Source organism: Pseudomonas sp. AN3A02, from assembly GCF_011765255.1.
In the GTDB taxonomy this organism is placed as follows: Bacteria; Pseudomonadota; Gammaproteobacteria; order Pseudomonadales; family Pseudomonadaceae; genus Aquipseudomonas.
The window spans coordinates 1329252-1353679 of sequence record NZ_JAARNI010000001.1; the positions used below are offsets into that span (position 1 = coordinate 1329252).

24 protein-coding genes and 1 tRNA gene are annotated in these 24428 nt (G+C 59.9%); 15 read left to right on the plus strand and 10 right to left on the minus strand.

Annotation, left to right across the window (positions count from 1 at the left end):
- Window positions 1-23 precede the first annotated feature (23 nt).
- Entirely contained in the window at window positions 24-437 is a 414-nt protein-coding gene (locus HBJ59_RS06175) for a hypothetical protein (protein WP_167663004.1), read from the plus strand.
- A 135-nt stretch (window positions 438-572) separates the two neighbouring features.
- Here HBJ59_RS06175 and gabP read toward each other — a convergent pair whose 3' ends face one another.
- Window positions 573-1964 (minus strand): GABA permease, encoded by a 1392-nt coding sequence (gabP, locus tag HBJ59_RS06180; protein WP_076018144.1) that lies wholly within the window; start codon window positions 1962-1964, stop codon window positions 573-575.
- Between the two features lie 554 nt (window positions 1965-2518).
- On the opposite strand from gabP, the gene HBJ59_RS06185 reads away from it, so the two are divergent.
- The 6 genes from HBJ59_RS06185 (at window position 2519) to HBJ59_RS06210 (ending at window position 6982) form a co-directional block, all read left to right on the plus strand.
- A complete protein-coding gene (locus HBJ59_RS06185; RefSeq protein ID WP_017478155.1) occupies window positions 2519-3292 on the plus strand; it encodes an ABC transporter ATP-binding protein in 774 nt (257 codons plus the stop codon).
- Between the two features lie 13 nt (window positions 3293-3305).
- On the plus strand, window positions 3306-4058 hold the full coding sequence (locus HBJ59_RS06190) for an ABC transporter substrate-binding protein (protein ID WP_063033521.1): 753 nt from the start codon (window positions 3306-3308) through the stop codon (window positions 4056-4058).
- Between the two features lie 73 nt (window positions 4059-4131).
- Window positions 4132-4827 (plus strand): ABC transporter permease, encoded by a 696-nt coding sequence (locus HBJ59_RS06195; RefSeq protein WP_034117272.1) that lies wholly within the window; start codon window positions 4132-4134, stop codon window positions 4825-4827.
- A gap of 38 nt (window positions 4828-4865) precedes the next feature.
- On the plus strand, window positions 4866-5555 hold the full coding sequence (locus HBJ59_RS06200) for an ABC transporter permease (protein ID WP_026078053.1): 690 nt from the start codon (window positions 4866-4868) through the stop codon (window positions 5553-5555).
- Window positions 5536-6750, plus strand: coding sequence for a methyltransferase (locus HBJ59_RS06205; protein WP_167663005.1), 1215 nt, complete (start codon window positions 5536-5538; stop codon window positions 6748-6750). The genes HBJ59_RS06200 and HBJ59_RS06205 overlap by 20 nt, the downstream gene beginning before the upstream one ends.
- A 25-nt stretch (window positions 6751-6775) precedes the next feature.
- Window positions 6776-6982: a hypothetical protein gene (locus HBJ59_RS06210; RefSeq protein WP_167663006.1), complete on the plus strand. Its 207-nt coding sequence runs from the start codon at window positions 6776-6778 to the stop codon at window positions 6980-6982.
- Window positions 6983-6992: 10 nt separating this feature from the next.
- Here the strand turns inward: HBJ59_RS06210 and bcsQ are convergent, their stop codons facing one another.
- Window positions 6993-7934, minus strand: coding sequence for a cellulose biosynthesis protein BcsQ (bcsQ, locus tag HBJ59_RS06215; RefSeq protein ID WP_167663007.1), 942 nt, complete (start codon window positions 7932-7934; stop codon window positions 6993-6995).
- Window positions 7935-8306: 372 nt separating this feature from the next.
- On the opposite strand from bcsQ, the gene HBJ59_RS06220 reads away from it, so the two are divergent.
- From HBJ59_RS06220 to HBJ59_RS06230, 3 genes are all read left to right on the plus strand, one after another.
- Complete coding sequence (locus HBJ59_RS06220) at window positions 8307-8543, plus strand: DUF2790 domain-containing protein (RefSeq protein ID WP_076018147.1); 237 nt, start codon at window positions 8307-8309, stop codon at window positions 8541-8543.
- A gap of 168 nt (window positions 8544-8711) precedes the next feature.
- Window positions 8712-8787: transfer RNA gene (locus HBJ59_RS06225), tRNA-Thr, on the plus strand.
- Window positions 8788-9344: 557 nt separating this feature from the next.
- Window positions 9345-9689: a DUF6124 family protein gene (locus HBJ59_RS06230; protein WP_167663008.1), complete on the plus strand. Its 345-nt coding sequence runs from the start codon at window positions 9345-9347 to the stop codon at window positions 9687-9689.
- A 73-nt stretch (window positions 9690-9762) separates the two neighbouring features.
- Here the strand turns inward: HBJ59_RS06230 and HBJ59_RS06235 are convergent, their stop codons facing one another.
- The 5 genes from HBJ59_RS06235 to HBJ59_RS06255 all read right to left on the minus strand — a co-directional run bounded on the left by HBJ59_RS06235 (window position 9763) and on the right by HBJ59_RS06255 (window position 13834).
- Window positions 9763-10473, minus strand: coding sequence for an SDR family NAD(P)-dependent oxidoreductase (locus HBJ59_RS06235; protein WP_167663009.1), 711 nt, complete (start codon window positions 10471-10473; stop codon window positions 9763-9765).
- Window positions 10474-10504: 31 nt separating this feature from the next.
- Entirely contained in the window at window positions 10505-11155 is a 651-nt protein-coding gene (locus tag HBJ59_RS06240) for a DsbA family oxidoreductase (RefSeq protein ID WP_167663010.1), read from the minus strand.
- Window positions 11152-11367: a 4-oxalocrotonate tautomerase family protein gene (locus HBJ59_RS06245; protein WP_003218111.1), complete on the minus strand. Its 216-nt coding sequence runs from the start codon at window positions 11365-11367 to the stop codon at window positions 11152-11154. Before HBJ59_RS06245 ends, HBJ59_RS06240 begins: the two co-directional genes overlap by 4 nt.
- 200 nt (window positions 11368-11567) lie before the next feature.
- Complete coding sequence (locus HBJ59_RS06250; RefSeq protein ID WP_167663011.1) at window positions 11568-12854, minus strand: OprD family porin; 1287 nt, start codon at window positions 12852-12854, stop codon at window positions 11568-11570.
- 254 nt (window positions 12855-13108) lie between these two features.
- On the minus strand, window positions 13109-13834 hold the full coding sequence (locus HBJ59_RS06255) for a DsbA family protein (protein WP_167663012.1): 726 nt from the start codon (window positions 13832-13834) through the stop codon (window positions 13109-13111).
- A 227-nt stretch (window positions 13835-14061) separates the two neighbouring features.
- Between HBJ59_RS06255 and HBJ59_RS06260 the strand changes: the two genes are divergently transcribed.
- On the plus strand, window positions 14062-16134 hold the full coding sequence (locus HBJ59_RS06260; protein WP_167663013.1) for a TonB-dependent siderophore receptor: 2073 nt from the start codon (window positions 14062-14064) through the stop codon (window positions 16132-16134).
- A gap of 102 nt (window positions 16135-16236) precedes the next feature.
- Here HBJ59_RS06260 and HBJ59_RS06265 read toward each other — a convergent pair whose 3' ends face one another.
- The 3 genes from HBJ59_RS06265 to HBJ59_RS06275 form a co-directional block, all read right to left on the minus strand.
- Entirely contained in the window at window positions 16237-16452 is a 216-nt protein-coding gene (locus tag HBJ59_RS06265; RefSeq protein WP_167663014.1) for a hypothetical protein, read from the minus strand.
- Between the two features lie 243 nt (window positions 16453-16695).
- On the minus strand, window positions 16696-17802 hold the full coding sequence (aguA, locus tag HBJ59_RS06270; RefSeq protein WP_167663015.1) for an agmatine deiminase: 1107 nt from the start codon (window positions 17800-17802) through the stop codon (window positions 16696-16698).
- Between the two features lie 135 nt (window positions 17803-17937).
- Window positions 17938-20847 carry an aminotransferase gene (locus tag HBJ59_RS06275; RefSeq protein ID WP_167663016.1) on the minus strand — a complete coding sequence of 970 codons (2910 nt, stop codon included), beginning with the start codon at window positions 20845-20847 and terminating at the stop codon, window positions 17938-17940.
- A gap of 180 nt (window positions 20848-21027) precedes the next feature.
- Between HBJ59_RS06275 and rfbB the strand changes: the two genes are divergently transcribed.
- From rfbB to rfbD, 4 genes are read left to right on the plus strand one after another with little or no spacing between them, the layout of a single operon-like run.
- Window positions 21028-22110: a dTDP-glucose 4,6-dehydratase gene (gene rfbB / locus HBJ59_RS06280; RefSeq protein ID WP_167663017.1), complete on the plus strand. Its 1083-nt coding sequence runs from the start codon at window positions 21028-21030 to the stop codon at window positions 22108-22110.
- Window positions 22107-22982 (plus strand): glucose-1-phosphate thymidylyltransferase RfbA, encoded by an 876-nt coding sequence (rfbA, locus tag HBJ59_RS06285; protein WP_167663018.1) that lies wholly within the window; start codon window positions 22107-22109, stop codon window positions 22980-22982. The genes rfbB and rfbA overlap by 4 nt, the downstream gene beginning before the upstream one ends.
- Window positions 22979-23524, plus strand: a complete 546-nt coding sequence (gene rfbC, locus HBJ59_RS06290; protein WP_167663019.1) for a dTDP-4-dehydrorhamnose 3,5-epimerase — start codon at window positions 22979-22981, stop codon at window positions 23522-23524. The genes rfbA and rfbC overlap by 4 nt, the downstream gene beginning before the upstream one ends.
- Window positions 23521-24402, plus strand: a complete 882-nt coding sequence (rfbD, locus tag HBJ59_RS06295; protein WP_167663020.1) for a dTDP-4-dehydrorhamnose reductase — start codon at window positions 23521-23523, stop codon at window positions 24400-24402. The genes rfbC and rfbD overlap by 4 nt, the downstream gene beginning before the upstream one ends.
- The last annotated feature ends 26 nt before the right edge of the window (window positions 24403-24428 follow it).

Consider the following 24428-nt stretch of genomic DNA (forward strand, 5'->3'; position numbering starts at 1 on the left):
CCTGACACCAAGGACGTGAGCCCATGGCCTCGCCGAACAAGCAGCAAAAACGCGCCCACCGGGCAAAAGCCAAGGCCAAGCAGAACCGCACCCAACGCGCCGTCGCTACCAAGCCGGACGCCTTTGCCGGCGATGACAGCCGCATTGATCTTGAGTCGGTGGATTTGACCGAGCTGTTCCTGGAGATGCGCACCGCTGGCGAAACCAGCCAACAGACGCTGTGTGCGGTGTTCCTGGCGCACCCGCTGTTGGCGGTGGTGCTGGAGCAGGAAGGTGAAGAGGAAGCGACCGACTTTATCCTCGCGGCGCTGATCGAGTATCGCCAGTGGGCCACGGATACCGAGGATGAAGCGGCAGCGTTGGCGTGGATTGAATCGCCGGAGTTTCAGGCTGATTACGTCGCAGCCTCTCAAGCGCTGGCTAATTCCGAAGACTGATACAAAACCAAATGTGGGAGCGGGCTTGCTCGCGAATGCAGTGGATCAGTCGACATTTGCGCTGACTGACACACTGCCTTCGCGAGCAAGCCCGCTCCCACATTTGATCAACGGTATTCCGACGAAAGGATTCCGTCAGTTAAGCACCGCAGCCCCAACCTTCCGGCCCTTGCGCCGACGCGACACGATCAGCCCCGCTGCAATCACCAGCAAGCTTAGAACCCCGGTGGCCATGATCTCCACCCGATGCGCTTCCTGAAACAGCATGATCGTCAGCACGCCCACGATGAACACGATCACCGCATACGTCAGGCCCGGGAACAGCCACATCTTGAAGGCAATCTTCTCGCCCGCTTCCGTGCGCTTCTGACGCATGCGCAGTTGCGACACGGCGATCACCAGGTACACCAGCAGCGCGATGGCGCCGGAGCTGGCCAGCAGGAATTCAAACACCGCCGCCGGAGCCACGTAGTTGGCGAATACCGCCAGGAACGCCGCGCCGGTAGACAGCAACACCGCCCAGTAAGGCGTGCCGCTCTTGTTGGTGATCTTGGACACCGCCGGTGCATCACCGCGACGGCCCAGTGAGAACATCATGCGTGAAGCGGTGTACAGCGCCGAGTTCAGGCAACTGGTCACGGCCACCAACACCACCAGGTCAACGATCAGCTTGGCATTCGGGATGCCCATGCGTTCCAGCACCGTCTGGTAGGAACCGACCGCTGCCAGCGCAGGATCATTCCATGGCACCAGGGCCACGACGATGAAGATCGACACCAGGTAGAACAAGCCGATCCGCCAGATCACCGAGTTGGTGGCCTTGGAGATCTGCTGGCCCGGGTTCTTCGATTCAGCGGCCGCGATGGTCACGATCTCGGTGCCCATGAACGAGAACATGGTGGTCAGGATCGCCGCCAACACCGCCCCCATGCCGTTGGGCAGGAAGCCTTGGGTGTCGAACAGGTGCGAAACGCCGCTGACCTGGCTGCCCGGCAAGAAGCCGAAAATCGCCAGGACACCGAGGATCACAAAGCCGATGATCGCCACCACTTTGATCAGCGCAAACCAGAACTCGAACTCGCCGTAGTTCTTCACGCTGAACAGGTTGGTCGCGGTCAGCAGCAAAGTGATGATCAGGGTGAAGGCCCAGATCGCCACGTTGGGGAACCAGGCGTGGAGGATGGTCGCGGCGGCGTTGGCTTCCAGCGGAATCACCAGCACCCAGAACCACCAGTACAGCCAGCCGATGGTGAAACCGGCCCAGTGACCGATCGCACGGTCGGCATAAGTAGAGAACGAACCCGTGTCCGGGGATGCCACGGCCATCTCGGCCAGCATGCGCATCACCAACACCACCAGCGTACCGGCGGCCGCATACGCCAGCAGCACGGCAGGGCCTGCAGCAGCAATCGCGTGGCCGGAGCCGACAAACAAACCGGCACCAATAACGCCGGCAATCGACAGCATGGTGACGTGACGCGGTTTGAGCCCCTGTTCGAGGTCATTGGAGCTTTGCGTACTACTCATTGACACACCTTTGCGAGGAATTGCGAATACGGTCCACCCGGCCTGAGGTCTTTCTCGTGAAAAGAAACCAACGGGGCGTTCTTTATTTTTTACGCAAGATTTGCGCCAAAATGTTACAGAGCCGCGATTGACGCGGCCTGTAGGGAAACTCAACAGCTCTCGTAAGTCACTGACACTAATGGCATTCCGCTATAGCGTTACTGTGCGACTCACATGAAGTACGAACAGGCGCACCAAAAACACACACAAATTGTGCGTGACGCTCCATTACAGGGCTGATAAGGACCGTTCGCCGGTTTAACCCTTCCAACACCCGGCCAAAGCTGGCACCATCGCGCCTTTTTTTACGCGAAGCCTGTAGGAATCGGGGTTCAAACGGCTGTTCGGTTGTTGATGGCGCGACACACTGCTGTGCCGATGCGACACCCTGCCGCACACCGTCTGTTTACCGCCTGCAGGGCTGTTGGCTGTCATCCAAACGCTATGCTAGCTTGGCGCCTCGCCAGGAAGGCGGGCCAACAGCAGGAGCGCAATGAACACAATGAGGACCGCACATGGCTGAGGCCACGCCCGCGCTTGAAATCCGCAACTTGCATAAACGCTATGGTGAGCTGGAGGTGCTGAAAGGTATCTCGCTGACCGCCCGCGACGGCGATGTGATCTCGATCCTGGGTTCCTCCGGTTCCGGCAAGTCCACGTTCCTGCGCTGCATCAACCTGCTCGAAAACCCGCACCAGGGGCAAATCCTGGTGGCCGGTGAAGAACTCAAACTGAAGGCCGCAAAAAACGGCGAACTGGTAGCGGCCGACGGCAAACAGATCAACCGCCTGCGCAGCGAAATCGGTTTTGTGTTTCAAAACTTTAACCTGTGGCCGCACATGAGCGTCCTCGACAACATCATCGAGGCGCCGCGCCGGGTGCTCGGCCAGAGCAAGGCCGAAGCCATCGAAATCGCCGAAGCCTTGCTGGCCAAGGTCGGCATCAGTGACAAGCGCCATGCCTACCCCGCGCAACTGTCCGGCGGCCAGCAGCAACGCGCCGCGATCGCCCGTACCCTGGCCATGCAGCCCAAAGTCATCCTGTTCGACGAGCCGACATCGGCCCTTGACCCGGAAATGGTTCAGGAAGTACTTAATGTGATCCGCGCACTGGCCGAAGAAGGCCGCACCATGCTGCTGGTCACCCATGAAATGGGCTTCGCCCGTCAGGTGTCCAGTGAAGTGGTGTTTCTGCACCAGGGCCTGGTCGAAGAGCAAGGATCGCCACAGCAGGTGTTTGAAAACCCGCTTTCGGCGCGCTGCAAACAATTCATGTCCAGCAACCGCTAACGGAGCAACATGCATGCAGAACTATAAAAAATTCCTCCTGGCTGCCGCCGTTTCGATGGCGTTCAGCGCCACGGCGATGGCCGAGACCTTGAAAATGGGGATCGAAGCGGCCTACCCGCCGTTCAACAATAAAGATGCCAGCGGCAACGTCGTCGGCTTCGACAAAGACATCGGCGACGCTCTGTGCGCCAAGATGAAAGTCGAGAAGTGCGAAGTGTATGTCTCGGACTGGGACGGCATCATACCGGCCCTGAACGCCAAGAAGTTCGACTTCCTGGTCTCCTCGCTGTCCATCACCGATGAACGCAAGCAGGCCGTCGACTTCACCGACCCGTACTACTCCAACAAGCTGCAGTTCATCGCGCCTAAAGCCACCAAAGACTTCAAGACCGACGCGGACTACCTGAAGGGCAAGATCATCGGTGCTCAACGCGCGACGCTGGCCGGTACCTACCTGGAAGACAAGCTGCCGGACACCACCGCCAAGCTCTACGACACCCAGGAAAACGCCTACCTCGACCTGACTTCCGGCCGCCTGGACGGGATGCTCGCCGACAAGTACGTGCAGTACGAGTGGCTGAAAAGCAAAGACGGCTCCGCCTACGAATTCAAGGGCGACCCGGTGGTAGAGAGCGACAAGATCGGTATCGCCGTACGCAAAGGCGACCCACTGCGCGAGCGCTTGAACAAAGCCCTGGCAGAAATCAAAGCCGACGGCACCTACAAGAAGATCAACGACAAGTACTTCCCTTTCAGTATCGAGTGATCCTGAATTGCCTGCCCGGCGCGCTCGCTTGAGTGCGCCGGTCCTTAGCAATGCCTTGCGAAACGACTAAACCATGAATTTCGACCTCTACGGATTCGGCCCGGCGCTCGCCGCTGGCGCGCTGATGACCGTCAAGCTGGCGCTCACCGCTCTGTGCCTCGGGCTGGTGCTCGGCCTGGCCGGCGCCCTGGCCAAGACTTCCCCGTACAAGCCGCTGCAATGGCTTGGCGGCGCTTACTCCACTCTGGTTCGCGGCATTCCGGAACTGCTGTGGGTACTGCTGATTTACTTCGGCACGGTCAATTTGATGCGTGCCCTCGGGGAGTTTTTCGGCAACCCTGACCTGTCCCTCAGCGCCTTCGCCGCCGGCGTCATTGCCCTCGGCCTGTGCTTTGGCGCCTACGCCACGGAAGTGTTCCGCGGCGCGATCCTGGCCATTCCCAAGGGCCACCGTGAAGCCGGTGTCGCACTGGGCTTGTCGAAGTTCCGGATCTTCACCCGGTTGATCATGCCGCAGATGTGGCGCATCGCCCTGCCGGGCCTGGGCAACCTGTTCATGATTTTGATGAAGGACACCGCACTGGTCTCGGTGATCGGCCTGGAAGAAATCATGCGCCACGCGCAGATCGGCGTGACCGTCACCAAGCAGCCCTTCACCTTCTTTATGGTCGCGGCCTTCATGTACCTGGGCCTCACCGTCCTGGCGATGACCGGCATGCACTTCCTGGAAAAACGTGCCGCGCGCGGCTTTGCGAGGAGCACGCAATGAGTGGCGACTACAGCTGGCTGTCGCATTTCGACCTCGGCCTGAACTGGGCCGTAATCATCAAGTGGCTGCCACGGTTGGCCCAGGGCGCAACTCTGACCCTGGAGCTGGTGGCCATCGCCGTGATCGCAGGCCTGCTGCTGGCAATCCCGCTGGGCATCGCGCGCTCTTCGCGTCTTTGGTACGTGCGCACCCTGCCCTACTGCTACATCTTTTTCTTCCGTGGCACGCCGCTGCTGGTGCAGTTGTTCCTGGTTTATTACGGCCTGGCGCAGTTCGACGCCGTGCGTGAAAGCTTCATGTGGCCGTACCTGCGGGACCCGTTCTGGTGCGCCACCGCCACCATGACGCTGCACACCGCCGCCTACATCGCCGAGATCCTGCGCGGCGCTATCCAGGCAATCCCGCCGGGTGAAATCGAAGCGGCGCGGGCGCTGGGCATGTCCAAGCCCAAGGCGCTGTTCTACATCATCCTGCCGCGTGCGGCGCGCATCGGCCTGCCGGCCTACAGCAACGAAGTGATCCTGATGCTCAAGGCCAGCGCCCTGGCCAGTACCGTGACCTTGCTGGAACTGACCGGCATGGCCCGCACGATCATTGCCCGCACCTATTTGCCGGTGGAAATCTTCTTCGCTGCCGGGTTGTTCTACCTGCTGATGTCCTACGTCCTGGTGCGCTTCTTCAAGCTGCTGGAACGCTGGTTGCGGGTTGATGCCTGCCAAGGTCGCTGACGCCATGTTGACGGGTGAGCAGTTGCTCGCCCGCTTCCAGGCACTGGATGCGTTCCTCACCGAGCATCAAGGGCTGTGGCGACCACGGCCCTTTACCCACCTGCAATTGCCATGGGAAGCCCAGCATCCCGAGCTGGCCCACTGGCTGCGCGGTCGCTCACTGGCTGAGGCGGAAAGCAGCCATAACCAACCTCATCACCTGCCGGCGCCCGCGCCGTTTCCCGAGCTGGCGGCCCAGTCGCTGAATCTAAGTGTTGTGGATAACTTACCGTCCACTGCGCTACCGGCCGCCCACCACCGCTTAAACGTCGATGTACCCGGTCGCAAATGGCAACAGATAGAAGCCTTCGGCGCCGCCCTGCAATTCTCCAAAACACCCCAACACTGGCTCGACTGGTGCGCCGGCAAGGGCCACCTCGGCCGCCGCCTGCTGCAACCCGGGCAGCAATTGACCTGCCTGGAATATGACCCGGCACTGATTGCTTCAGGGCAAACCCTCAGCGAACACCATCGATTGCCCGTCACCCATCGCCTGCAAGACGTGATGGCCGACGTGCAGATCAGTCGCGACCAAACTCCGGTCGCGCTGCATGCGTGTGGCGACTTGCATGTGCGCCTGCTTCAACTGGCCAGCGCCGCCGGCTGCCAGCAACTGGCTGTGGCGCCCTGCTGCTACAACCGCATCCGCGCCGAGGAATATCAGCCGCTGTCGATTGCGGCCCAGGCTTCATCACTACGTTTATCAGTGGAGGACCTCGGCCTGCCGCTGAGCGAAACCGTCACCGCAGGCGCGCGCGTACGCCAGCAGCGTGATACGTCGATGGCCAGGCGTTTGGGCTTTGATGTGCTGCAGCGGCAGCTGCGCGGTTGCGACGATTACCTGCCGACCCCGTCATTGCCTGCAAGCTGGCTGACCAAGCCGTTCGCCGACTACTGCCGGGAACTGGCGGTGCTCAAGGGATTATCCACAGGTGAACAGGATTGGTCGGCCCTGGAGGCCCAAGGCTGGCAGCGCTTGGCCCATGTGCGAAACCTGGAATTGCTGCGTGGTTTGTTTCGGCGCCCGCTGGAACTATGGCTGGTACTGGACCGAGCATTGTTGCTCGAAGAAAACGGCTACAGGGTTCAAGTCGGCAGCTTCTGCGAAACACCATTGACCCCGCGTAACCTGATGCTGCTCGCCGAGCGCGATTAAAGGGCATTTTGTCGCAGCGCGCCCTGTGGATAAGTCTGTTGATGGAATTCTGGCGCAAGCCCTGGCGGCAAGCTTTACAGGGCAAAATGCTGACTGGTCATTTTTTGTTCACAAAATAAAACGCACGCAAAACAGGCAGTTGCAGCGTGATGAGAACCGCTCCGCAAAATTGCTGTTTCGTGACAGGTTGAACCAACCGATTGTGCATAAGCATCGGGCGTTAGCGGCATAACCCGGTGTTTTCAGCGGGCAATCAACAGGCGGCAAAGCTCGTTGATATCGTCACAGGCCATGCTGGCGGCTTCGTTATCCAGCGGGTCGCTGCCGAAGGCCAGGGCTTCGCTGATCGCCGAATCCCGGTGCACCACTTCCAACAGGTTTTCACCCAGGCGCTTCTTGAACACCTCGACCATGTCGAGGCTGAAGCCGGAGGTCTCATCAAGCTGGTTGATCACGAAGTGGCACCGCAGCGCCGGCTGACGCCCCATATGTGGCGCCAGCAACTGCTCCATCTGCCCCAGAGTGCCAAGGGACGCCGCATCCGCCTGGGCGATAACCAGCACCACATCGGCCACGTTCAGTGCCTGATGCAGGTAAACGTTGTTGCCCGCCGGGGTGTCGATGATCACCGTGTCCTGCTCGCTCAGACCGAGGGCCGAGAGGTGCTGCGCCAACCACTGCGGTTCCTGCTTGAGCCAACGCTGCAAGTCCTCCTGCTGACGGATATCGGTTTCGCCAAAAGTGATCACCTGGCAACCGGCGAAGCCCGAATGAAGGATCTGGCTCCAGCGCTCGTTCTGCAGGCTGGTGCGCCCGATGCCGGGCAAGGTGTGGCTCAGGCCGAAGTGGTGATAGAGAGCGTTTTGCGGGTCCAGGTCCAGCGCTACCACCGGCCGCCCCAGGCGCTGCAAACCGCTGCTCAGCGCCGTGGCCAGGGTGCTGCGGCCGACGCCGCCATTGACCGACACCAGCGCCACCACATTCGCACGGACGGTCGCGGCTTCGCCGGACTGCTCGTTGGCACAGGGGGAATGCCGGAGGAACGACGCGCCGCTGCCCATGTTGAGACTGGCGCTGTCGTCGATGGGCATGTCTTCGAAAAATTGCAGCATCGAATCCATTCCCTGGACATCATTGGCAGTTGTCGTATTAAACAACTCAAAAAGTTCATCAGTACGGCTCATCGCCAACACTCCATCACGACGCATCTTAAAGACGTGAAAGGTCAGCTGTACTGATGCTTACCGCAGGTCTTTTTGTGGGCGCCTTTGTGTACGCATTCTGTGACAAAGGAATGAAAGTGTCATTATTTTGGTGTTTCTGAAGAAATCTTTACGACGAGCGGTAAATGGTCAATTTAATGACTAATCTTCGCCGGATAGGAGCACTTCTGCAAATACCTCTAATGGCAGTGCTCGTGTATCAAGTTGTATGAAATCCACCGCCTATACATGCCGAAGCAAAACCCCGAGGTGCATGACACAGGCCGGATACCTCCCAGGCGCTCAATAGGCTCCAACGCAACACACTCCTATTGAACCTCAGAGGACACCACCATGAACCGGAACACCTTCATCGCCAGCGGCTTGTTTGCCTTGCTCAACATCGCCGCCTTCTCGGCCCAGGCCGAGACCAGCCCCAAGCTGGATATTCAGCAAGTGCTGTCGACCGTCGACGATGGCGGCGCGGCGTGCGGCGTGGTGAATGCGCGGATGACGTACCTGGATTCCCATGGGCAGAAGCAGGTGTTTGAGTACATGAAGTTTGCGGACTCGTGTAACGCAGGCAGCTGATCGGTACACATTTTTTTACGGGCTGACCCTGGATGGCCTTCGGGCTGAGGAAGCCATCCCCAGTGGTCAAAATGAGCTGGATGCGAGAAAACCTCTGTGCCTGCAAAAATAGTCAGAATTCAGGGGTTTACAGAAGCTAACCAATCGCTATAATCGTCGCCCTAACACGCCGGTATAGCTCAGTTGGTAGAGCAACTGACTTGTAATCAGTAGGTCCCGGGTTCGACTCCTGGTGCCGGCACCATACAAAACGAAGCCCTCGCAGAAATGTGAGGGCTTTGTTGTTTCTGGGGTGTCCCTACCGCAGATCCTGATCTGGCAGCCTCACTACTTTCCTGCTGATCACCTACCTGCTCCCACGTCCCTCTGCAAACCTTTCGAAAGCCGCGACTCCTGTAACCACGCTCGCATCGATCTTTGTATGCGAAATTTGGGGTTGAGGCGGAACAGTGCAGAGCGATAAATAAATCCGTCCCCTTTACGCAATTTATTTTCCTCCCCACTGAATTTTCATACACCCATATCAGGTTGCCTCCCCATGCTCCACCCCGCTAACCTCCGCCAGCCGCTGCAAAATCAGCGGCCGGATGTGGAAGTCCGTACTATGGCTAAAGGCGCTCAAACGCCCATGAACACCTACCGGCGTTTTTTTACGCCTGTATTCTTGTGTTATGGCGGCTGTGTGCGGGGCACTTCGGTGCGCCGGGTTCCTTTAGCCCCGGTCTTCCACACCTGCGCACAGCTGCCACCCTCATGTGGAAGTGAGATTGGCAGTTCCTGAATCGCTAAAGGAGCTTCGCCATGTTCAAGGTCACACCTAACCCGCCTCAAGCCCCAACCGACGCCAAGCTTCATGCAGCAGCACAACGGGCGATTGATCATTACTTGCACCCATCAGACGACGCAGAACCTGCGGCGCGTCCATGCGGCAATCTGTTCTCTGTTTCTCCCGATGTGGATACCGAAACGCTACTGGCCAATGCAGCAGAAACCCTCTCGTCGGCTAACGAAATGGTTTCGAACCTGGCATTTGAGCTGGAAGGATCAAAAAGGGCAGTGGCATTGGGAATTCAGCAATTGATCGAGTTGAGTTCACTGCTGGCAGATCGGGCATTGGAGCAGGTTGCCCCTACAACAGTCGGTTGACTGCTTTATACGCCACCCACAAAAACGCCCCGAACCATCACAGTCCGGGGCGTTTTTCGTTCAACCGCGTCGCTTAGTGCCCAGCACTCTGCCCACCGTCCACATGCAGAATTTCCCCCGTCACAAACCCAGCCGACTCCAAATACACAATCGCCTGCGCAATATCCCGCGCCTCACCCATGTGCCCAACCGGATGCAGGCTACCCAGCGCCGCATGCGTCTCTTCGCCATGCATCGGCGTCTTGATAATCCCGGGGCTCACCGCATTCACGCGAATCCCGCGCTTGGCGTATTCAATCGCCAGGGATTTGGTCGCCGAGTTCAGTCCGCCTTTGGTCAGCGAAGCCAGCACCGATGGCACACCCTCAATCGCGTGGTCCACCAGGCTGGTGGTGATGTTGACGATGTGCCCGGCGCCCTGTTTCAGCATCTCGGTAATCGCCAGTTGGGTGATGTAGAAGAACCCGTTGAGGTTCACGGCCAGCACGTTCACGTAGTCTTCGTGGGTGTAGCTGGTGAAGGGTTTGGCGACGAAGATGCCGGCGTTGTTGATCAGGCTGTCGATGCGGCCAAAACGCGCCACGCCTTCGCGGATCACACGCTCGGCGGTGGCCGGGTCAGCGATGTCGCCCGCTACGGTGAGGATGTCCGGATCCGTCGACGGTTTGATCGACCGGGAGGTGGCAACCACGCGGTAATCCAGCTCGCGGTAAGCCTTGACCGCAGCCGCGCCGAGGCCTTGGGATGCGCCGGTGATCACAACGACTTTTTTCGAATTGCTCATGATGAAACCTCTATATAGAAAAGGGGATGGTTCAAGCAGCCGCGGCGGACATTTCCCGCAGCATCTGTTCGTAATCACTGACGGCTTGCGATCCGGAGACCAACTGGCGGCCGTTGAGGACCATGGCCGGTACGGAGTTGATGCCGTGCTCGCGGTAGAACGCTTCAAGCTCGCGCACTTCATTGCCGTAGGCGGCAGAGCCCAGCATCCGTCGTGCGCCTTCGATTTCAAGCCCGGCTTCGGCGGCTAAACGAGCCAGGGTTTCGTGGTCGCTGACGTTTTGGCCATCGGTGAAATACCCACGCAGCAACGCCTTTTTCAGCTCGATCTGCCGCCCTTGCTGCAACGCCCAAAACAGCAACCGATGAGCGTCGAAGGTGTTGTAGAAGTGGCTGCGTTTTTCCAGGTCGAAAGTGAAGCCGATGGCATCGCCGCGCTCCATCAGCATCCTTTTCCCGCTGGCAACTTCTTCAGCGCTGCGCCCGTATTTGCGCATCATGTGGGCGACGGCGTTTTCACCTTCGGCCGGCATGTCGGGGTTGAGTTCGAAGGGTTTGAAGGTCAGTTCAACCTTCACTTCGCCCGCCAGGTTGTCGATGGCTTGTTCCAGGGCAGTGGCGCCCAGGGCGCACCATGGGCAGACCACGTCGGAGATGAAGTCGATGGTGACGGGCGTGCTCATGACGGATTTTCCGCGAGCTGCTTGCGGTACTGGGTGGTGGTGATGCCGGCGTAGCCCCAGTTATCGGTGTCGACTTCTTCGATGACGATGTGGGTCAGGTCGGGGCGTTTGTTAAGGACGCGCTCGAGGGTTTCGGTGATTTCGGCAATGACCTGGGCTTTCTGCTCCGAGGTGACGCCGTCGCGGGTGATACGTACGCTGACAAATGGCATGACAAGGCTCCAGTGACTTGCCCATCGGTGTGGTGGGCAGGCAGTGAGGCCAATTTATGAGGTTGCTTGAGGTGGATAAAGGTGGGGCGGAGTACTTCATTAGTGATGCGGTGTAATCAATAGCCCGGATCGCAGGCATAAAAAAACCCCGACCAGTCGGGGTTTTTTATCGCCTTGAATCAGGCGCGACGCCGAATCAATTAGAAAACGTTGATTGGGTAGTCGGCGAACAGGCGGATCTCGTTACCACCCACGTTGTAGTTGCTGGCGTTGTTGGAAACGCGCAGCCACGACGCACGGGCACGCAGGCTCAGGTCTTTAGCCGGGCCGTTCTGTACCACGTATTTGAACTGGTTGAAGATCTCACGCTCGGTGCCACTGCCGCGGTTGGAACCGTCGTCAATGTTGGTGCCGCGCACGTAAGCGATGTTGTAGGTCAGGCCAGGCACGCCGAAAGCGCTGAAGTCCAGGCCGTAGCCTGCTTGCCAGGAGCGCTCGTCCTTGCCGTTGAAGTCAGACCAGTAGGAGTTGGCCAGCAGGATGGTGTTGCCACCGTCGCCGATGCCGCCTGCGTTGCGATAGCCGCCGTACAGGTAACCGGTGTCACCGGTGCTGCGCTGGTGAGCCACGGTGAAGCTGTGCGGGCCAACGGCCCATGTGGCGCCCAGGCTCCAGATTTTGTTGTCGCGAGCGTCGGCATCACCTTGGTTTTCCAGGGCGAAGCTGCGGTCCAGCTTGGTTTTGTAGCCGTTGAAGTCAAAGGTCAACGATTGTTTCTCTGGCAGGGCCAGCACGTAGTTGACGTTGACGTATTGCTTCTTCAGCACGTCCTGCATGTTGGAAGCGTAGAGCGCTGCCGACAGGCTTTCGGTGAATTTGTAGCTACCGCCGATGTAGTCGATGCTTTTCAGCGCGCCACTGTCGGAACCTTCGGCGCTCTTGCGAGCTTCCTTGGTGAAGTGACCAGCGTCCAGTTGCAGGCCGGCGATTTCTTTGGAAACGATCGAAGTACCTTCGTAGGTTTCCGACAACAGACGGGAGTTGTCGTACTGCAGGACCGGTACGGCTGGCATCTGCTGACCGTATTTGATTACGGTGTTGGAGATGCGTGCCTTGACGGCTGCGCCGCCCTTGGCAAGGTCGTCGGCAGCTGCGCCGCTGTCGCCTTGTTTGAAGAAGTCGATACCACCCGCGCCGCTGCGACCCTTACCACCATCCAGGCGAATGGCGTATTGGCCGATCACGTCCACACCCACACCGACGGTGCCTTGGGTGAAGCCGGATTCGAACTTGCCGATGAAGCCCTGGCCCCATTCAGCTTTGTCTTGCTTGCCGTTTTTGTAGTCGCGGCTGATGTAAGCGTTGCGTGCCGCGATGTTCAGGTGGCTGTCTTCAACAAAACCCTTCGATTGGGATTGGTCATCAGCCATTGCTTGCGTAGCGCTCAAAATCCCCAGAGCGATCAGCCCCATCCGTTGCTTCAACATTTTCTTATATTCCTTATTACTGGTTGAGTACGCTCTGTGACACCAGGCTCCGTGTTGCTTTTCTGGTGTCGACTCTCCCAGATAAAAAAAGGCCCGCGGACGACGTGATATGCCGCGGGCCTTTTTTTATTGGGGAAGTCATGGCGGTTAGCCACAGGCGTTGGGGCGAATCCTATCCGCGCCCTTTACTGTGTGTCAATTTCGTGAATCTTCTGTATTTAGGCTAAAAAAGTCTAAGAGACGTTAAATGGCCATCACCCTCCAAGGCTCTGTCTAGCCTCTCTCGGATCTTCGCACCCCTGCAGGCCACACATTGGTGCACTCGATTGGGTGGGTTTAATCGAAATTGCGACTCTTTGTCTCAGCCACTCAGCAAAGGCTTCGGACTTGCCCAGCCAGGGGCTGATGTCGATCAACTGCAACTGCTCATCCTGCTCCAGGGCCAACGTGGGAAAGCCCTGACCGCCAATTTTTGCCAGCCATTGGCGGCTGTTGTTGATGTGCGCTTGAGTGTCTGCGCCCAGGATTTCACTGAAGGCGGCGTTGAGGACCTGAGGATCCAAACCGATGGATTTGGCGAGTTCCACTAGCACGTCTCGATCAGCGATTCGGCGGCCTTCGACATAGTGCGCGGTTTGCAAACGCGCCAGCAGCTCCAGGCCGCGACCGGCGATTTTTTCGGCGGCCAGTACTGCGGTGATCGGCGGGGCTGAGTCGAACACCGCGTCGTGATCGCGCAGCAGGCCTTCAAAATACGCTTCGCCAAACGGTTGCCCGGTGTACTCGGCGATACGCCGGTCGTGCGGCATGACGTAGTCACGTAACTGCGGCGATACGGATTGGCGATTGGCGCCGGTCATCATCCCGCCGCCGTGCAACTGGATCGGCAACACGCTATGGGCGGCATGCAGCAGCGGCTCGGCGCCGTAACACCAGCCGCACAGCGGGTCGTAAATGTAGTGAAGCGTGGCTGCCGTCATGGCGGACTCCGATGGACGTTGATGCACGGCAGATTAGTCTTACGCACAGTTGGGAAAAACCCTGGATTGGCTTTCAGACTGTTTCGAGAATCGGTCGAATAACCCTGAAAAACATACGCCGTAACAGTTTTCAGAAAGGTACGTTTAGGAATAGATAACCTTCGCAAATAGTAAGCATTACCATTAACGCACTTTTATCCTCCCAACCTTTTTGGATACACACCCCGATGCCTGCCTTCCGCCTGACGCCCATTACCCTTGGGCTTTCTGTCCTGCTGTCTGCCGGATTTGCCTGCGCTGCAACCGTCCTGCCGGAAACCTCCGTAAGTGCCGAAGCCGACGAGGACGACCCGCGCGTCAAGGAAACCAGCACCGCCACCCGCACCGCTACGCCCGTGCGTTATGTACCCCAGGCTATCGACTCGGTGAAAACCGACAACCTGCGCTCTTACGGGACCAATGACCTGGGCCAGGCGTTGAGCGGCGTACCCAACGTCAGCAGCGGCGCCGACACGCGTTTCGACAGCCTGCGCATCCGAGGCTTCGACGCCAGCAACGACTTCTACCTGGATGGTATTCGCGACGACAGCCAATACGTGCGCGACCTGCACAACATCGAGCGCATCGAAGTGCTCAAGGGCCCGGCAGCGGTGTTGTACGGCCGAGGCGGCCAGGGCGGCATCGTCAACCGCGTGAGCAAGCTGCCCCAGGCCGGTCACGCCTCCAGCATCGAGGCCCAGGGCGGCAGCAATGATTTGCGCAGCCTGTATGCCGACCTCAGCACCGACGCCACCGATAACATCAGCCTGCGCCTGAACATGGGCAACGAGGACAACAACAGTTTCCGCGATGGCGTCAGCGGCAATCGCCAGCTGTTTGCGCCGTCCATGAGCTGGCAGCTGACCCCGGACCTGAACTGGCTGGTGCAGTACGAATACAGCCGCTACAACCGCACGCCGGACCGTGGCATTCCCGGGGTCAACGGGCGCCCGGCGGATGTCAGTCGCGGCACTACTTATGGTGACAAGCGCGATTACATCGACGACAAGTCCCAATCCCTGCGCTCCCGGCTTGCCTATGAACTGAACGACAGTTGGCAACTGCGCCATACGTTGGGCGTGTTCACCCTCGACAGCGACTTCGATAACACCTATGCCGTCAGCTACGACCCAAAAACCAACAAGGTCGGGCGCCAGCGCTGGCAGCAGGACTTGACCACACGCAACCTCTTCAACAACGTCGAGCTGGAAGGCGGTTTCACCACCTTTGGCCTGGAGCATCGCTTGCTGACCGGCGTGGAGTTGGGTAACCAGCGCCGTGACCCGAAACTCTATCGAGCGCCCCTCGCCGCTGTGCCGAGCGTGGATGTGTACAACCCCAACACGGACCTGCGCCACTACGGTCGCCTACCGGCCTTCAGCAGCAGTCACACCGAAGCGCAAAGCCAGGGCTTGTATGTGCAGGACCAACTGCGCCTGAACGACCAGTGGCAACTGCTCGCCGGTTTGCGCTATGACCGCTTTGATGTGGAGTCCACCAACAAACTGACCAACGCCTCGGAACAGGTCGTGAGCCACAGCACCAGCCCGCGCGTAGGCCTGGTCTGGACGCCGCTGGAACACCATTCGTTCTATGCCTCGTGGAGCAAGACCTTCTCGCCTACCGGCGGTGGCCTGATCGGCATCACGCCCAACGCGACGGGCAACGCCAACGACCTGAGCCCGGAGCTGACCAAACAGAAGGAAATCGGGGTCAAGAGCGACTGGCTCGACGACCGCCTGAGCACCACCCTGGCGGTGTACGAACTGGAACTCTACAACCGCCGCACCCGCGACCCGCTGGACCCTACCATTACCTTGCTCAGCGGTGAGCAGCGCTCCCGTGGCCTGGAGTTGACCGCGACCGGGAAGATCGTCGGCAACTGGTACGTGCGTGGTGGGGTTGGCGTGCAGGACGCCAAGGTGGTGAAGGACAACAATGGCTTTGAAGGCAAGCGCATCAGCGATGTAGCCAAGCGTAATGCCAGCCTGTTCGTCACCTGGAAACCGGAGATGGGCTGGTATGCGGAAACCGGGCTGACATTGGTGGGTGATCGTTACGCGGATAACGCCAACACAGTGGTGTTACCGGGTTATGGGCGCTGGGATGCACTGGCCGGGTTCCGGCAGAAGGAATGGGATGTGCGGGCGGCGCTGAACAATATCAGCGACAAGACGTACTACGCGTCAGCGACCAGTGCGGCGCAGATTCAGTTCGGCGACCCGCGGAGCCTGGTGGTGACCGGAACCTACAGCTTCTAACAGTTCCTGTAGGAGCGAGCTTGCTCGCGAAAAACCTGAGATCGCTGCGGGGAGTCAGGCTCCCCGCATCATCGTTATCGCCCTTCGCGAGCAAGCTCGCTCCTACAAGGTGCCCATCAACTCACACAACGCCTGCACCTCGTCCTCGCTGAACAGCCCCACCGGGTACCGTTCGCTCATCACCCGGCGCGGGTCGGGCGTCCTGATCTGCCTTGAACCGTTTTCCTTCAACCAGAGCGCCAGCGCATGGATCGCGTCACCGTTCACCCGCAAAGGGTGGAACGTGCGCGTGTACATCAGGTTGATATCGGCATTCATTTCAGCGCTCTCTCCGACTGCATGAGCGGCTAACTTACTCAAGGTTTATGACAGAACTGCTTAGTCATACACCCTGCTCTGTGTCGCAAGATCGATACAAGAGCTATGCCAATGTGCCCGGTTTATCGGCACATGGACGCAAAAAAGCCCACGAACCTGACGGGCCGTGGGCTTGCTGTGAGCGTTCGAACTGCGACGCGCTCAATTGCCGTTCAACCCGGCATCAAGCTGTTACAAGTGCACTCAGTTTTTGTGCGGAGCCGGCTGCTGCTGGGTCAGGCAGTGAATGTTGCCACCCCCCAGTAACAGTTCGCGGCCAGGCACCATCACCACTTCGTGCTGCGGGAACAGGCTCTGCAGAATCTCCTTGGCGCGACTGTCCAGCGGGTCGTCGAAGCTCGGCGCGATGATGCCGCCGTTGACGATCAGGAAATTGACGTAGGAACCGGCCAACCGCACGCTAGGATTGCGCTCCTGGCTGCCGTCTACCGGATCAACGCCTGCACATTCTTCCTCGGTGGCATACAGCGGCCCCGGGATCGGCATTTTATGCACTGTGAACGAGCGCCCCTGGGCGTCGGTGCTGCTTTGCAGCACGTCCATGGCGGCATGGCAGCGTGCGTAGTTCGGATCTTGCGGGTCGTCTGTCCAGGCCAGCAACACTTCACCTGGGCGCACGTAGCAGCAGAAGTTATCCACATGCCCGTCGGTTTCGTCGTTGAACAGGCCATCCGGCAGCCAGATGATCTTATCCACAGCCAGGTTGGCGCTGAGCACCGCTTCGATTTCCTCACGCTGAAGGTGCGGATTGCGATTGCGGTTGAGCAGGCATTCTTCGGTGGTGATCAGGGTGCCTTCGCCGTCGACGTGGATCGAACCGCCTTCCAGCACAAAACCCTCGGTGCGATAACGCGGGCTGCGCTCGATTTCGAGGATCTTGCCGCCCACCTGAGCGTCGCGGTTCCACGGCGAATACAGGCCGCCGTCGAAGCCGCCCCAGGCGTTGAAATCCCAGTTCACCCCACGGACTTCGCCGGTGTTGTTGATCACGAAGGTCGGCCCGGTATCACGTACCCAAGCGTCGTCGCTGGACATTTCCACCAGGCGAATATTCGGCACGTCCAGGCGCGCCCGGGCGTTTTCGTACTGGCCGGCCGAGACGGCCACGGTCACCGGTTCAAAGCGCGCAATGGCCTTGGCCACCGCCACGTGGGCGGCTTGCGCCGGCTTGCCGCCCAGGCGCCAGTTGTCCGGGCGCTCGGGCCAGATCATCCAGGTTTGGGTTTGTGGCGCCCATTCGGCAGGCATGTAGAAGCCGTCGGCGCGGGGGGTGCTGTGCAAAGTGGTCATGAAAAATCTCCTGGGACGGCTGCGTGAGCATGGCGCCTTTATATCGGATAAAAATCGACCTTAAAAGACGATTCTTCTATATCAGACAAAAATTACTGATTTATTGCCGATAACAATCGAAGTTATGACTAACGGTCAAAGGTGCTCATCCAGCACTTTAGCCAGCATGTCGACGAAGAAGTCCACACTGTGCCGGGAGGTGACCATTGGCGGCTTGATCTTGAGGATGTTCAGATAGTCGCCGGTGGGCTGCATGAAGATCCCCAGTTCCCGCAGCCGATCGCACAGCACGGCGGTCTCTTCGGTGGCCGGTTCAAGGGTCTGCCGGTCGCGAACCAATTCCAGCCCGAGGTAAAACCCGGAACCATGCACGGCGCCCACCAATGGATACTGTTGGACCAACGCCTCCAGACGCGCCTTGAAATGTCCGCCTACCACCTGGGCGTTTTCCCAGAGCTTTTCTTCCTCCATCACGTCCAGCACCGCCATGCCGATCCGGCAACTCACCGGGCTTCCTCCCGAGGATGAGAAGAAGTAACCCTCGACCTCCAGCGCCTCGGCGATTTCCCGGCGGGTGATTACCGCGCCCAATGGCTGGCCGTTGCCCATGCCCTTGGCCATGGTGATGATGTCCGGCACCACGCCCTGCTCTTCAAACCCCCAGAAGAAATGGCCCATGCGGCCGTAACCCACCTGCACTTCATCGGCGATGCACACGCCGCCCTGTTCCCGAACAAGGGCGTACACCTGTTGCAAATAGCCGGGCGGCAGGGAAATCCCGCCGGCATTGCCATACACCGGCTCACAGATGAAGCCCGCCAGCTGGCGGTTCTGCGCGGCGATTTTCGCCAGGTTGCGTTCCACGCTACGCACATAGTCCGGGGCACTGTCCTGCCCGCGAAATTCGCCGCGATAGGTATTCGGCGCGGTCACCGGGTGCACCCAATCAGGGCGGCTGCTCAAGGCCTGGGGGTTGTCAGCAATCGAGGTCGACACCGCGTCCGCCGCCACCGACCAGCCGTGGTAAGCCTCCAGCACACTGAGCATGTCGCGCCCGCCGCTGTAGGCCCAGGCCAGGCGAATCGCCAGGTCGTTGGCTTCGGTGCCGCTGTTGACCAGGAACACCCGGTCCATGGAATCCGGCGCCAGCGCCAGCAAACGCTCGGAGAATTCGGCAATCGCTGCATAGTGGAAGCGCGAGTTGGTGTTGAGCAGCGACCATTGCCGTGCCGCCACTTGGGCCATGCGCGGATGGCCGTGGCCGAGCACCGCGACGTTGTTGAGCATGTCGAGGTAGGAGCGGCCCTGCATGTCGATCAGGTGATTGCGCCAGCCGCGCTCGATGCGCGGCGGGTCGACGTAGTAGTGCTTTTGCGAGCGGGCGAAACTGGCGTCGCGCCGGGCCAGCAGGGCTTCGGGGTCCAACTCCGGCTCGGCATCGCACGCCAGCCCCAGCAAAGTGGCCGGGGACGGGCATAACATTTGCCAGGCCGCGGCCCGGGAAGGCGTGCAGAACAGCGGCGGCTCAAGCTCGGCGCGGCACAGTTGCACCGTCAGCGGCGCAACCACTTCGCCGAGTACCTGGCCTTTTACCACTGCGGCGCCGTGCTGCAACAGGGCGCTCACGCCCCACAAGCGAACGCTCAACTGCGCGCTGTGCAGGCACAGCAGGCCGTCGGCGGCGTAGCGCAAGGTGCCGGCGAACGGCGCTTCCACCGTAGCGCCCAATGGCATATGCAGTTCTACGTGAAGCGGGAAAGTCTCCGGTTCCACGGCGCTGTCGAGCTGGGTTCGGGACAGCCGGTATTGACCATAACGGCTGGCTGCCAGCCCATGCACCAAGGCCGCCTCCTCTAAAAGCCGCCGATCAATGCCTTCCTGCTCCCAGTTCCCCGCCTCGAAATGCGGGCTGAGTACGCCCAGGTCGATCAACGCAAATTCACGCCCGACCAACCCCGGTAACAATGGCGCAAAACCCTCGCCGGCAATGGGTGACAACTCGACACCGACACAGCCAAGAATCGCCGCCTCCATCAGCTCAAAAGGCACCGAGGTGGCCACGCGGAAAATTTCCCACTCATGCTCGGCGTTTTTCAACAGGTACGCGTTATCTGGGTCCAGGCTTTGCTGCTGTTCACTGCTCAGCACCAACACGGCGGCCCGCGCGACGATCAGGGGCCACAACGCCTGCAACTCTTGGTGCTGCAACGGGGTAATCGCGTGGCATGCCTGAATCGCCGGCAGAATCGCGAACGGATCGCCCTCGGCGTGGTGCAGCAGCGCGGCACAGGTCACAGACAGGTCGGCAATACGCCAGGTGCGTACCAGATCTCCGAAGTCGATCACACCCTGGACCTGCCAATGCCGCTGGGCATCGCGCTGCCAGACCACGTTGTCATCGGTGATATCCATGTGCACGGCTTGCCACGGCAAGTGATCGGCCAAAGGCCGCACGCGGCGCTCGACCTGCTCCACCACGTGCTCAAGCTCGGCACGATGCGGGAGGTTTTCGAGGGTCGACAGCAAATGGGTGATCAGCTCAAGGGCATGGCGCGGGTCCCATTGCAGGGTGCGTTCCAGGCCCGGATGCTCGAAGCCGGCCAGCGCCCGGCTCATCCGCCCGCAGAGTTCGCCGAAGCCTGCGATCACTTCACGGCCTAAATGAGGCAAGTGAGTCAGCGGTTGGCCGTCGATGTAATCCAGCAGCCGCAGGTGCACGGTTTGACCGGCGACCTTCTCGGTCAGCAGTTCTTCACCCTTAAGAGCCGAAATCACCCTCGGCACCCGTACGTCCGAATGTTCCTGCAGATGCTTGAGGGCGGCGTGCTGGGCCTGCAACTCGACGGCGGCGTAGTCGCCCCGGCAGATTTTCAGCACAAAACGGCCACGGTCGCTGTCGATGCGGTAGTTGAGGTCTTGCTGGCTGCCGAGGGACTGCATCGCCCCACCGAGGCCGTAATGCTGCTCCAGTAGCTGCGCCGCAGGCTCCGGCCCGACTTGCGGGCATGGCAGGCTGGCGCGATGAATCAACGTGGCGAGCAACATGTGACGACCCCTGGTGTCTTTATCAGGCGCTTATATCGCCATTGTTGACGGGGGTTATGCAACCCCTGCAAATGCGGTGTTTCGGCACGCAAATTGCCATCGCCCCTTGCACCGTCTCGCGCCACAACTCAAGCTATGCTCCATTCGCTTAATGTCCGTCTAAGGAAAAGGGCCTCCGACATGCGCATTCTCATCACCGGCGGCGCCGGATTCATCGGCTCTGCTCTGATCCGGCACCTGATTCAACACACCGAGCACGAAGTGCTCAACCTGGACAAACTGACCTATGCAGGCAACCTAGAGTCGCTGACCAGCGTCGCGACCAATAGCCGCTATGAGTTCGTCCAGGCTGACATCATCGACCAGGCCACGGTAAGCGCCGTGCTGGCGCGCTTTGAGCCCGACGCGATCATGCACCTGGCGGCCGAGTCCCATGTGGACCGTTCCATCGACGGCCCGTCGGATTTCATCCAGACGAATATCGTCGGCACCTACAGCCTGCTGGAGGCCGCCCGTGCGTATTGGCAGAAGCTGGAAGAGCCGGCCAAAAGCGCCTTCCGCTTCCACCACATTTCCACTGATGAAGTGTATGGCGACCTGCACGGCGTCGATGACCTGTTCACCGAAACCACGCCCTATGCGCCAAGTTCGCCTTACTCGGCCAGCAAGGCCGCGTCCGATCACCTGGTCCGCGCCTGGCAGCGCACGTATGGCCTGCCGGTATTGCTGACCAACTGCTCGAACAACTACGGGCCGTTCCACTTCCCCGAGAAGCTGATCCCGCTGGTGATCCTCAATGCCCTGGCCGGTAAACCGTTGCCGGTGTATGGCGATGGACTGCAAGTGCGCGACTGGTTGTTCGTTGAGGACCACGCCCGCGCGCTGTTCAAAGTGGTGACTGAAGGCGTGGTAGGCGAGACCTACAACATCGGCGGTCACAACGAGCAGAAAAATATCGACGTGGTGCGCAGCATCTGCGGCCTGTTGGAAGAGCTGGCGCCTCAGCGTCCAGCCGGCGTTGAAAAATTTACCGACCTGATCACCTTCGTCAAGGATCGTCCGGGCCACGACCAGCGCTACGCGATCGACGCCAGCAAGATCGAACGCGAACTGGGCTGGGTGCCCGAAGAAACCTTTGAAACCGGCCTGCGCAAAACCGTGCAGTGGTACCTCGATAACCTGGAATGGTGCCGCAGGGTCCAGGACGGCAGTTATCAGGGCGAACGACTGGGCAATACCGACCTTAAGGATCTGATCGCATGATGAAGGGAATCGTACTGGCCGGTGGCTCCGGCACCCGTTTGCACCCCATTACTCTGGGCGTTTCCAAGCAGCTGTTGCCGGTGTATGACAAGCCGATGATCTACTACCCGATCTCGGTACTGATGCTGGCCGGGATCAAGGACATTCTAGTGATATCCACCCCGGTGGACCTGCCGCAATACCGCAATCTGTTGGGCGACGGCAGCCAGTTTGGCGTGCGCTTCACCTATGCAGAGCAGCCGTCCCCGGACGGCCTGGCACAGGCGTTTTTGATTGGCGAAGAGTTTATCGGTGATGATCCGGTGTGCTTGATCCTGGGCGACAACATCTTCCACGGCCAGCACTTCGGCGACCAACTTCGCACCGCTGCCGAACGCCCATCTGGCGCCACGGTATTCGGTTACTGGGTCAAGGACCCGGAGCGTTTCGGCGTGATCGACTTCGACAGCCAGGGCCGCGCGCTGTCCATCGAGGAAAAACCAGCCAAGCCAAAGTCGAGCTACGCGGTGACCGGCCTGTATTTCTACGATAACGACGTGATCAAGATCGCAAAGGCAGTCAAGCCATCGCCACGCGGCGAACTGGAGATCACCGACGTCAACAACGCCTACCTCAATCGTGGCGACCTGCATGTAGAACGCTTCGGCCGTGGTTTCGCCTGGCTCGACACCGGCACCCACGACAGCCTGCTGGAAGCCTCCACGTATGTGCAGACCATCGAGCACCGCCAGGGTTTGAAAGTGGCATGCCTGGAAGAAATCGCTTACGAGAACGGCTGGATCGACCGTGATCACCTGCTTGAGCGCGCCAAGTATTTCGGCAAGACCGGCTACGGCCAATATCTGTATTCACTGGCCGGGGAGCAAAAATGAAGGTCACCGACACGGCGTTGCCGGGAGTACTGATCATCGAACCGAAAGTGTTCGGTGACGAGCGCGGGTTTTTCTACGAAAGCTTCAACGCCCGAGCCTTCGAAGAGGCCACCGGGCTCAAGCGTGATTTCGTGCAGGACAACCACTCGCGCTCGCAAAAAGGCGTGCTGCGCGGTCTGCATTACCAACTCGAACACACCCAAGGCAAACTGGTGCGCGTCACTGCCGGCGAAGTGCTGGATGTGGCCGTCGACATTCGCCGCAGCTCGCCCAATTTCGGGCAGTGGGTGGGCGTGCGGCTTTCAGCCGACAACCATCGCCAGCTGTGGGTACCGGAAGGTTTTGCCCATGGCTTTGTGGTGCTGAGCGACTACGCCGAATTCCTCTACAAGACCACTGATTATTACCAGCCGAGTGCCGAGCGCTGCATCCTCTGGAACGACCCGACGCTCGCCATCGACTGGGAACTGACCGAGGCGCCCCAACTGTCCGCCAAGGACCAGGCCGGTAAAAGCCTGCAAGAGGCCGACCTGTTCCCATGACCGCGCCCCTGAAAATCCTCATCAGCGGCCAGCACGGCCAGGTCTCCCGGGAGCTGCAACAGCGCCTCCAGGGCCTGGGCGAGTTGATCGTGCTGGGTCGCGACCAGCTGGACCTGAACCACCCCGAGCAGATACGCCAGCAAGTGCGCGCCCATCGCCCCGGCCTGATCATCAATGCCGCCGCCCATACGGCGGTGGATCAAGCCGAGAGCGAACCGGACGTGGCCTTCGCCATCAACGCCACCGCGCCCGGCGTTTTCGCTGAGGAAGCCAAGGCACTGGGCATTCCGCTGATCCACTACTCCACCGACTACGTGTTCGACGGCAGTAAGGCCGCGCCCTACAACGAAGACGACGCCACCCACCCGCTGGGCGTCTACGGCGCAAGCAAGCTGGCCGGTGAACAGGCGATCGCCGCAGTCGGCGGTGAGCACCTGATTCTGCGCACCAGTTGGGTCTACTCGACCCATGGCAAAAACTTCCTGCTGACCATGCAACGCTTGCTGCAGGAAAAACCGCAGATGCGCATCGTCGCCGACCAGATCGGCGCGCCAACCTGGGCCGGGACCATCGCCAACAGCACCCGTGCCTTGATCGAACGCTGGCAAGCAGGCCAGGCCGGAGACTGGGGTGTCTATCACCTGACCGCCCAAGGCGAGACCTCGTGGTTCGGTTTTGCCCAAGCCATCGGCGAGCAACTACGGGCCAGCGGCCGTGCCTGCGCCGAGCTGGAACCGATTCCCTCCAGCGCCTATCCGACCCCGGCAAAGCGCCCGCTGAACTCGCGCCTGGATTGCAGCCGCCTGCAACAGCAGTGGCACGTCTCGCAACCGCAGTGGCACGACGCATTGCGCGAGTGTCTTGCCGAGCAGCACTAGGCATAATGCGCCTGTACCCACAGGCG

Bases quoted from the DNA above. Each gene is read 5' to 3' on its own strand.
- rfbB (WP_167663017.1), top strand. From the start codon at position 21,028: ATGCGCATTCTCATCACCGGCGGCGCCGGATTCATCGGCTCTGCTCTG.
- rfbD (WP_167663020.1), top strand. From the start codon at position 23,521: ATGACCGCGCCCCTGAAAATCCTCATCAGCGGCCAGCACGGCCAGGTC.
- HBJ59_RS06250 (WP_167663011.1), bottom strand. From the start codon at position 12,854: ATGTTGAAGCAACGGATGGGGCTGATCGCTCTGGGGATTTTGAGCGCT.
- HBJ59_RS06195 (WP_034117272.1), top strand. From the start codon at position 4,132: ATGAATTTCGACCTCTACGGATTCGGCCCGGCGCTCGCCGCTGGCGCG.
- rfbC (WP_167663019.1), top strand. From the start codon at position 22,979: ATGAAGGTCACCGACACGGCGTTGCCGGGAGTACTGATCATCGAACCG.
- HBJ59_RS06275 (WP_167663016.1), bottom strand. From the start codon at position 20,847: ATGTTGCTCGCCACGTTGATTCATCGCGCCAGCCTGCCATGCCCGCAA.
- HBJ59_RS06255 (WP_167663012.1), bottom strand. From the start codon at position 13,834: ATGACGGCAGCCACGCTTCACTACATTTACGACCCGCTGTGCGGCTGG.
- HBJ59_RS06175 (WP_167663004.1), top strand. From the start codon at position 24: ATGGCCTCGCCGAACAAGCAGCAAAAACGCGCCCACCGGGCAAAAGCC.
- HBJ59_RS06205 (WP_167663005.1), top strand. From the start codon at position 5,536: ATGCCTGCCAAGGTCGCTGACGCCATGTTGACGGGTGAGCAGTTGCTC.
- HBJ59_RS06185 (WP_017478155.1), top strand. From the start codon at position 2,519: ATGGCTGAGGCCACGCCCGCGCTTGAAATCCGCAACTTGCATAAACGC.
- HBJ59_RS06265 (WP_167663014.1), bottom strand. From the start codon at position 16,452: ATGAATGCCGATATCAACCTGATGTACACGCGCACGTTCCACCCTTTG.
- HBJ59_RS06235 (WP_167663009.1), bottom strand. From the start codon at position 10,473: ATGAGCAATTCGAAAAAAGTCGTTGTGATCACCGGCGCATCCCAAGGC.
- rfbA (WP_167663018.1), top strand. From the start codon at position 22,107: ATGATGAAGGGAATCGTACTGGCCGGTGGCTCCGGCACCCGTTTGCAC.
- HBJ59_RS06220 (WP_076018147.1), top strand. From the start codon at position 8,307: ATGAACCGGAACACCTTCATCGCCAGCGGCTTGTTTGCCTTGCTCAAC.
- HBJ59_RS06190 (WP_063033521.1), top strand. From the start codon at position 3,306: ATGCAGAACTATAAAAAATTCCTCCTGGCTGCCGCCGTTTCGATGGCG.
- aguA (WP_167663015.1), bottom strand. From the start codon at position 17,802: ATGACCACTTTGCACAGCACCCCCCGCGCCGACGGCTTCTACATGCCT.
- bcsQ (WP_167663007.1), bottom strand. From the start codon at position 7,934: ATGAGCCGTACTGATGAACTTTTTGAGTTGTTTAATACGACAACTGCC.
- HBJ59_RS06260 (WP_167663013.1), top strand. From the start codon at position 14,062: ATGCCTGCCTTCCGCCTGACGCCCATTACCCTTGGGCTTTCTGTCCTG.
- HBJ59_RS06240 (WP_167663010.1), bottom strand. From the start codon at position 11,155: ATGAGCACGCCCGTCACCATCGACTTCATCTCCGACGTGGTCTGCCCA.
- HBJ59_RS06245 (WP_003218111.1), bottom strand. From the start codon at position 11,367: ATGCCATTTGTCAGCGTACGTATCACCCGCGACGGCGTCACCTCGGAG.
- HBJ59_RS06230 (WP_167663008.1), top strand. From the start codon at position 9,345: ATGTTCAAGGTCACACCTAACCCGCCTCAAGCCCCAACCGACGCCAAG.
- gabP (WP_076018144.1), bottom strand. From the start codon at position 1,964: ATGAGTAGTACGCAAAGCTCCAATGACCTCGAACAGGGGCTCAAACCG.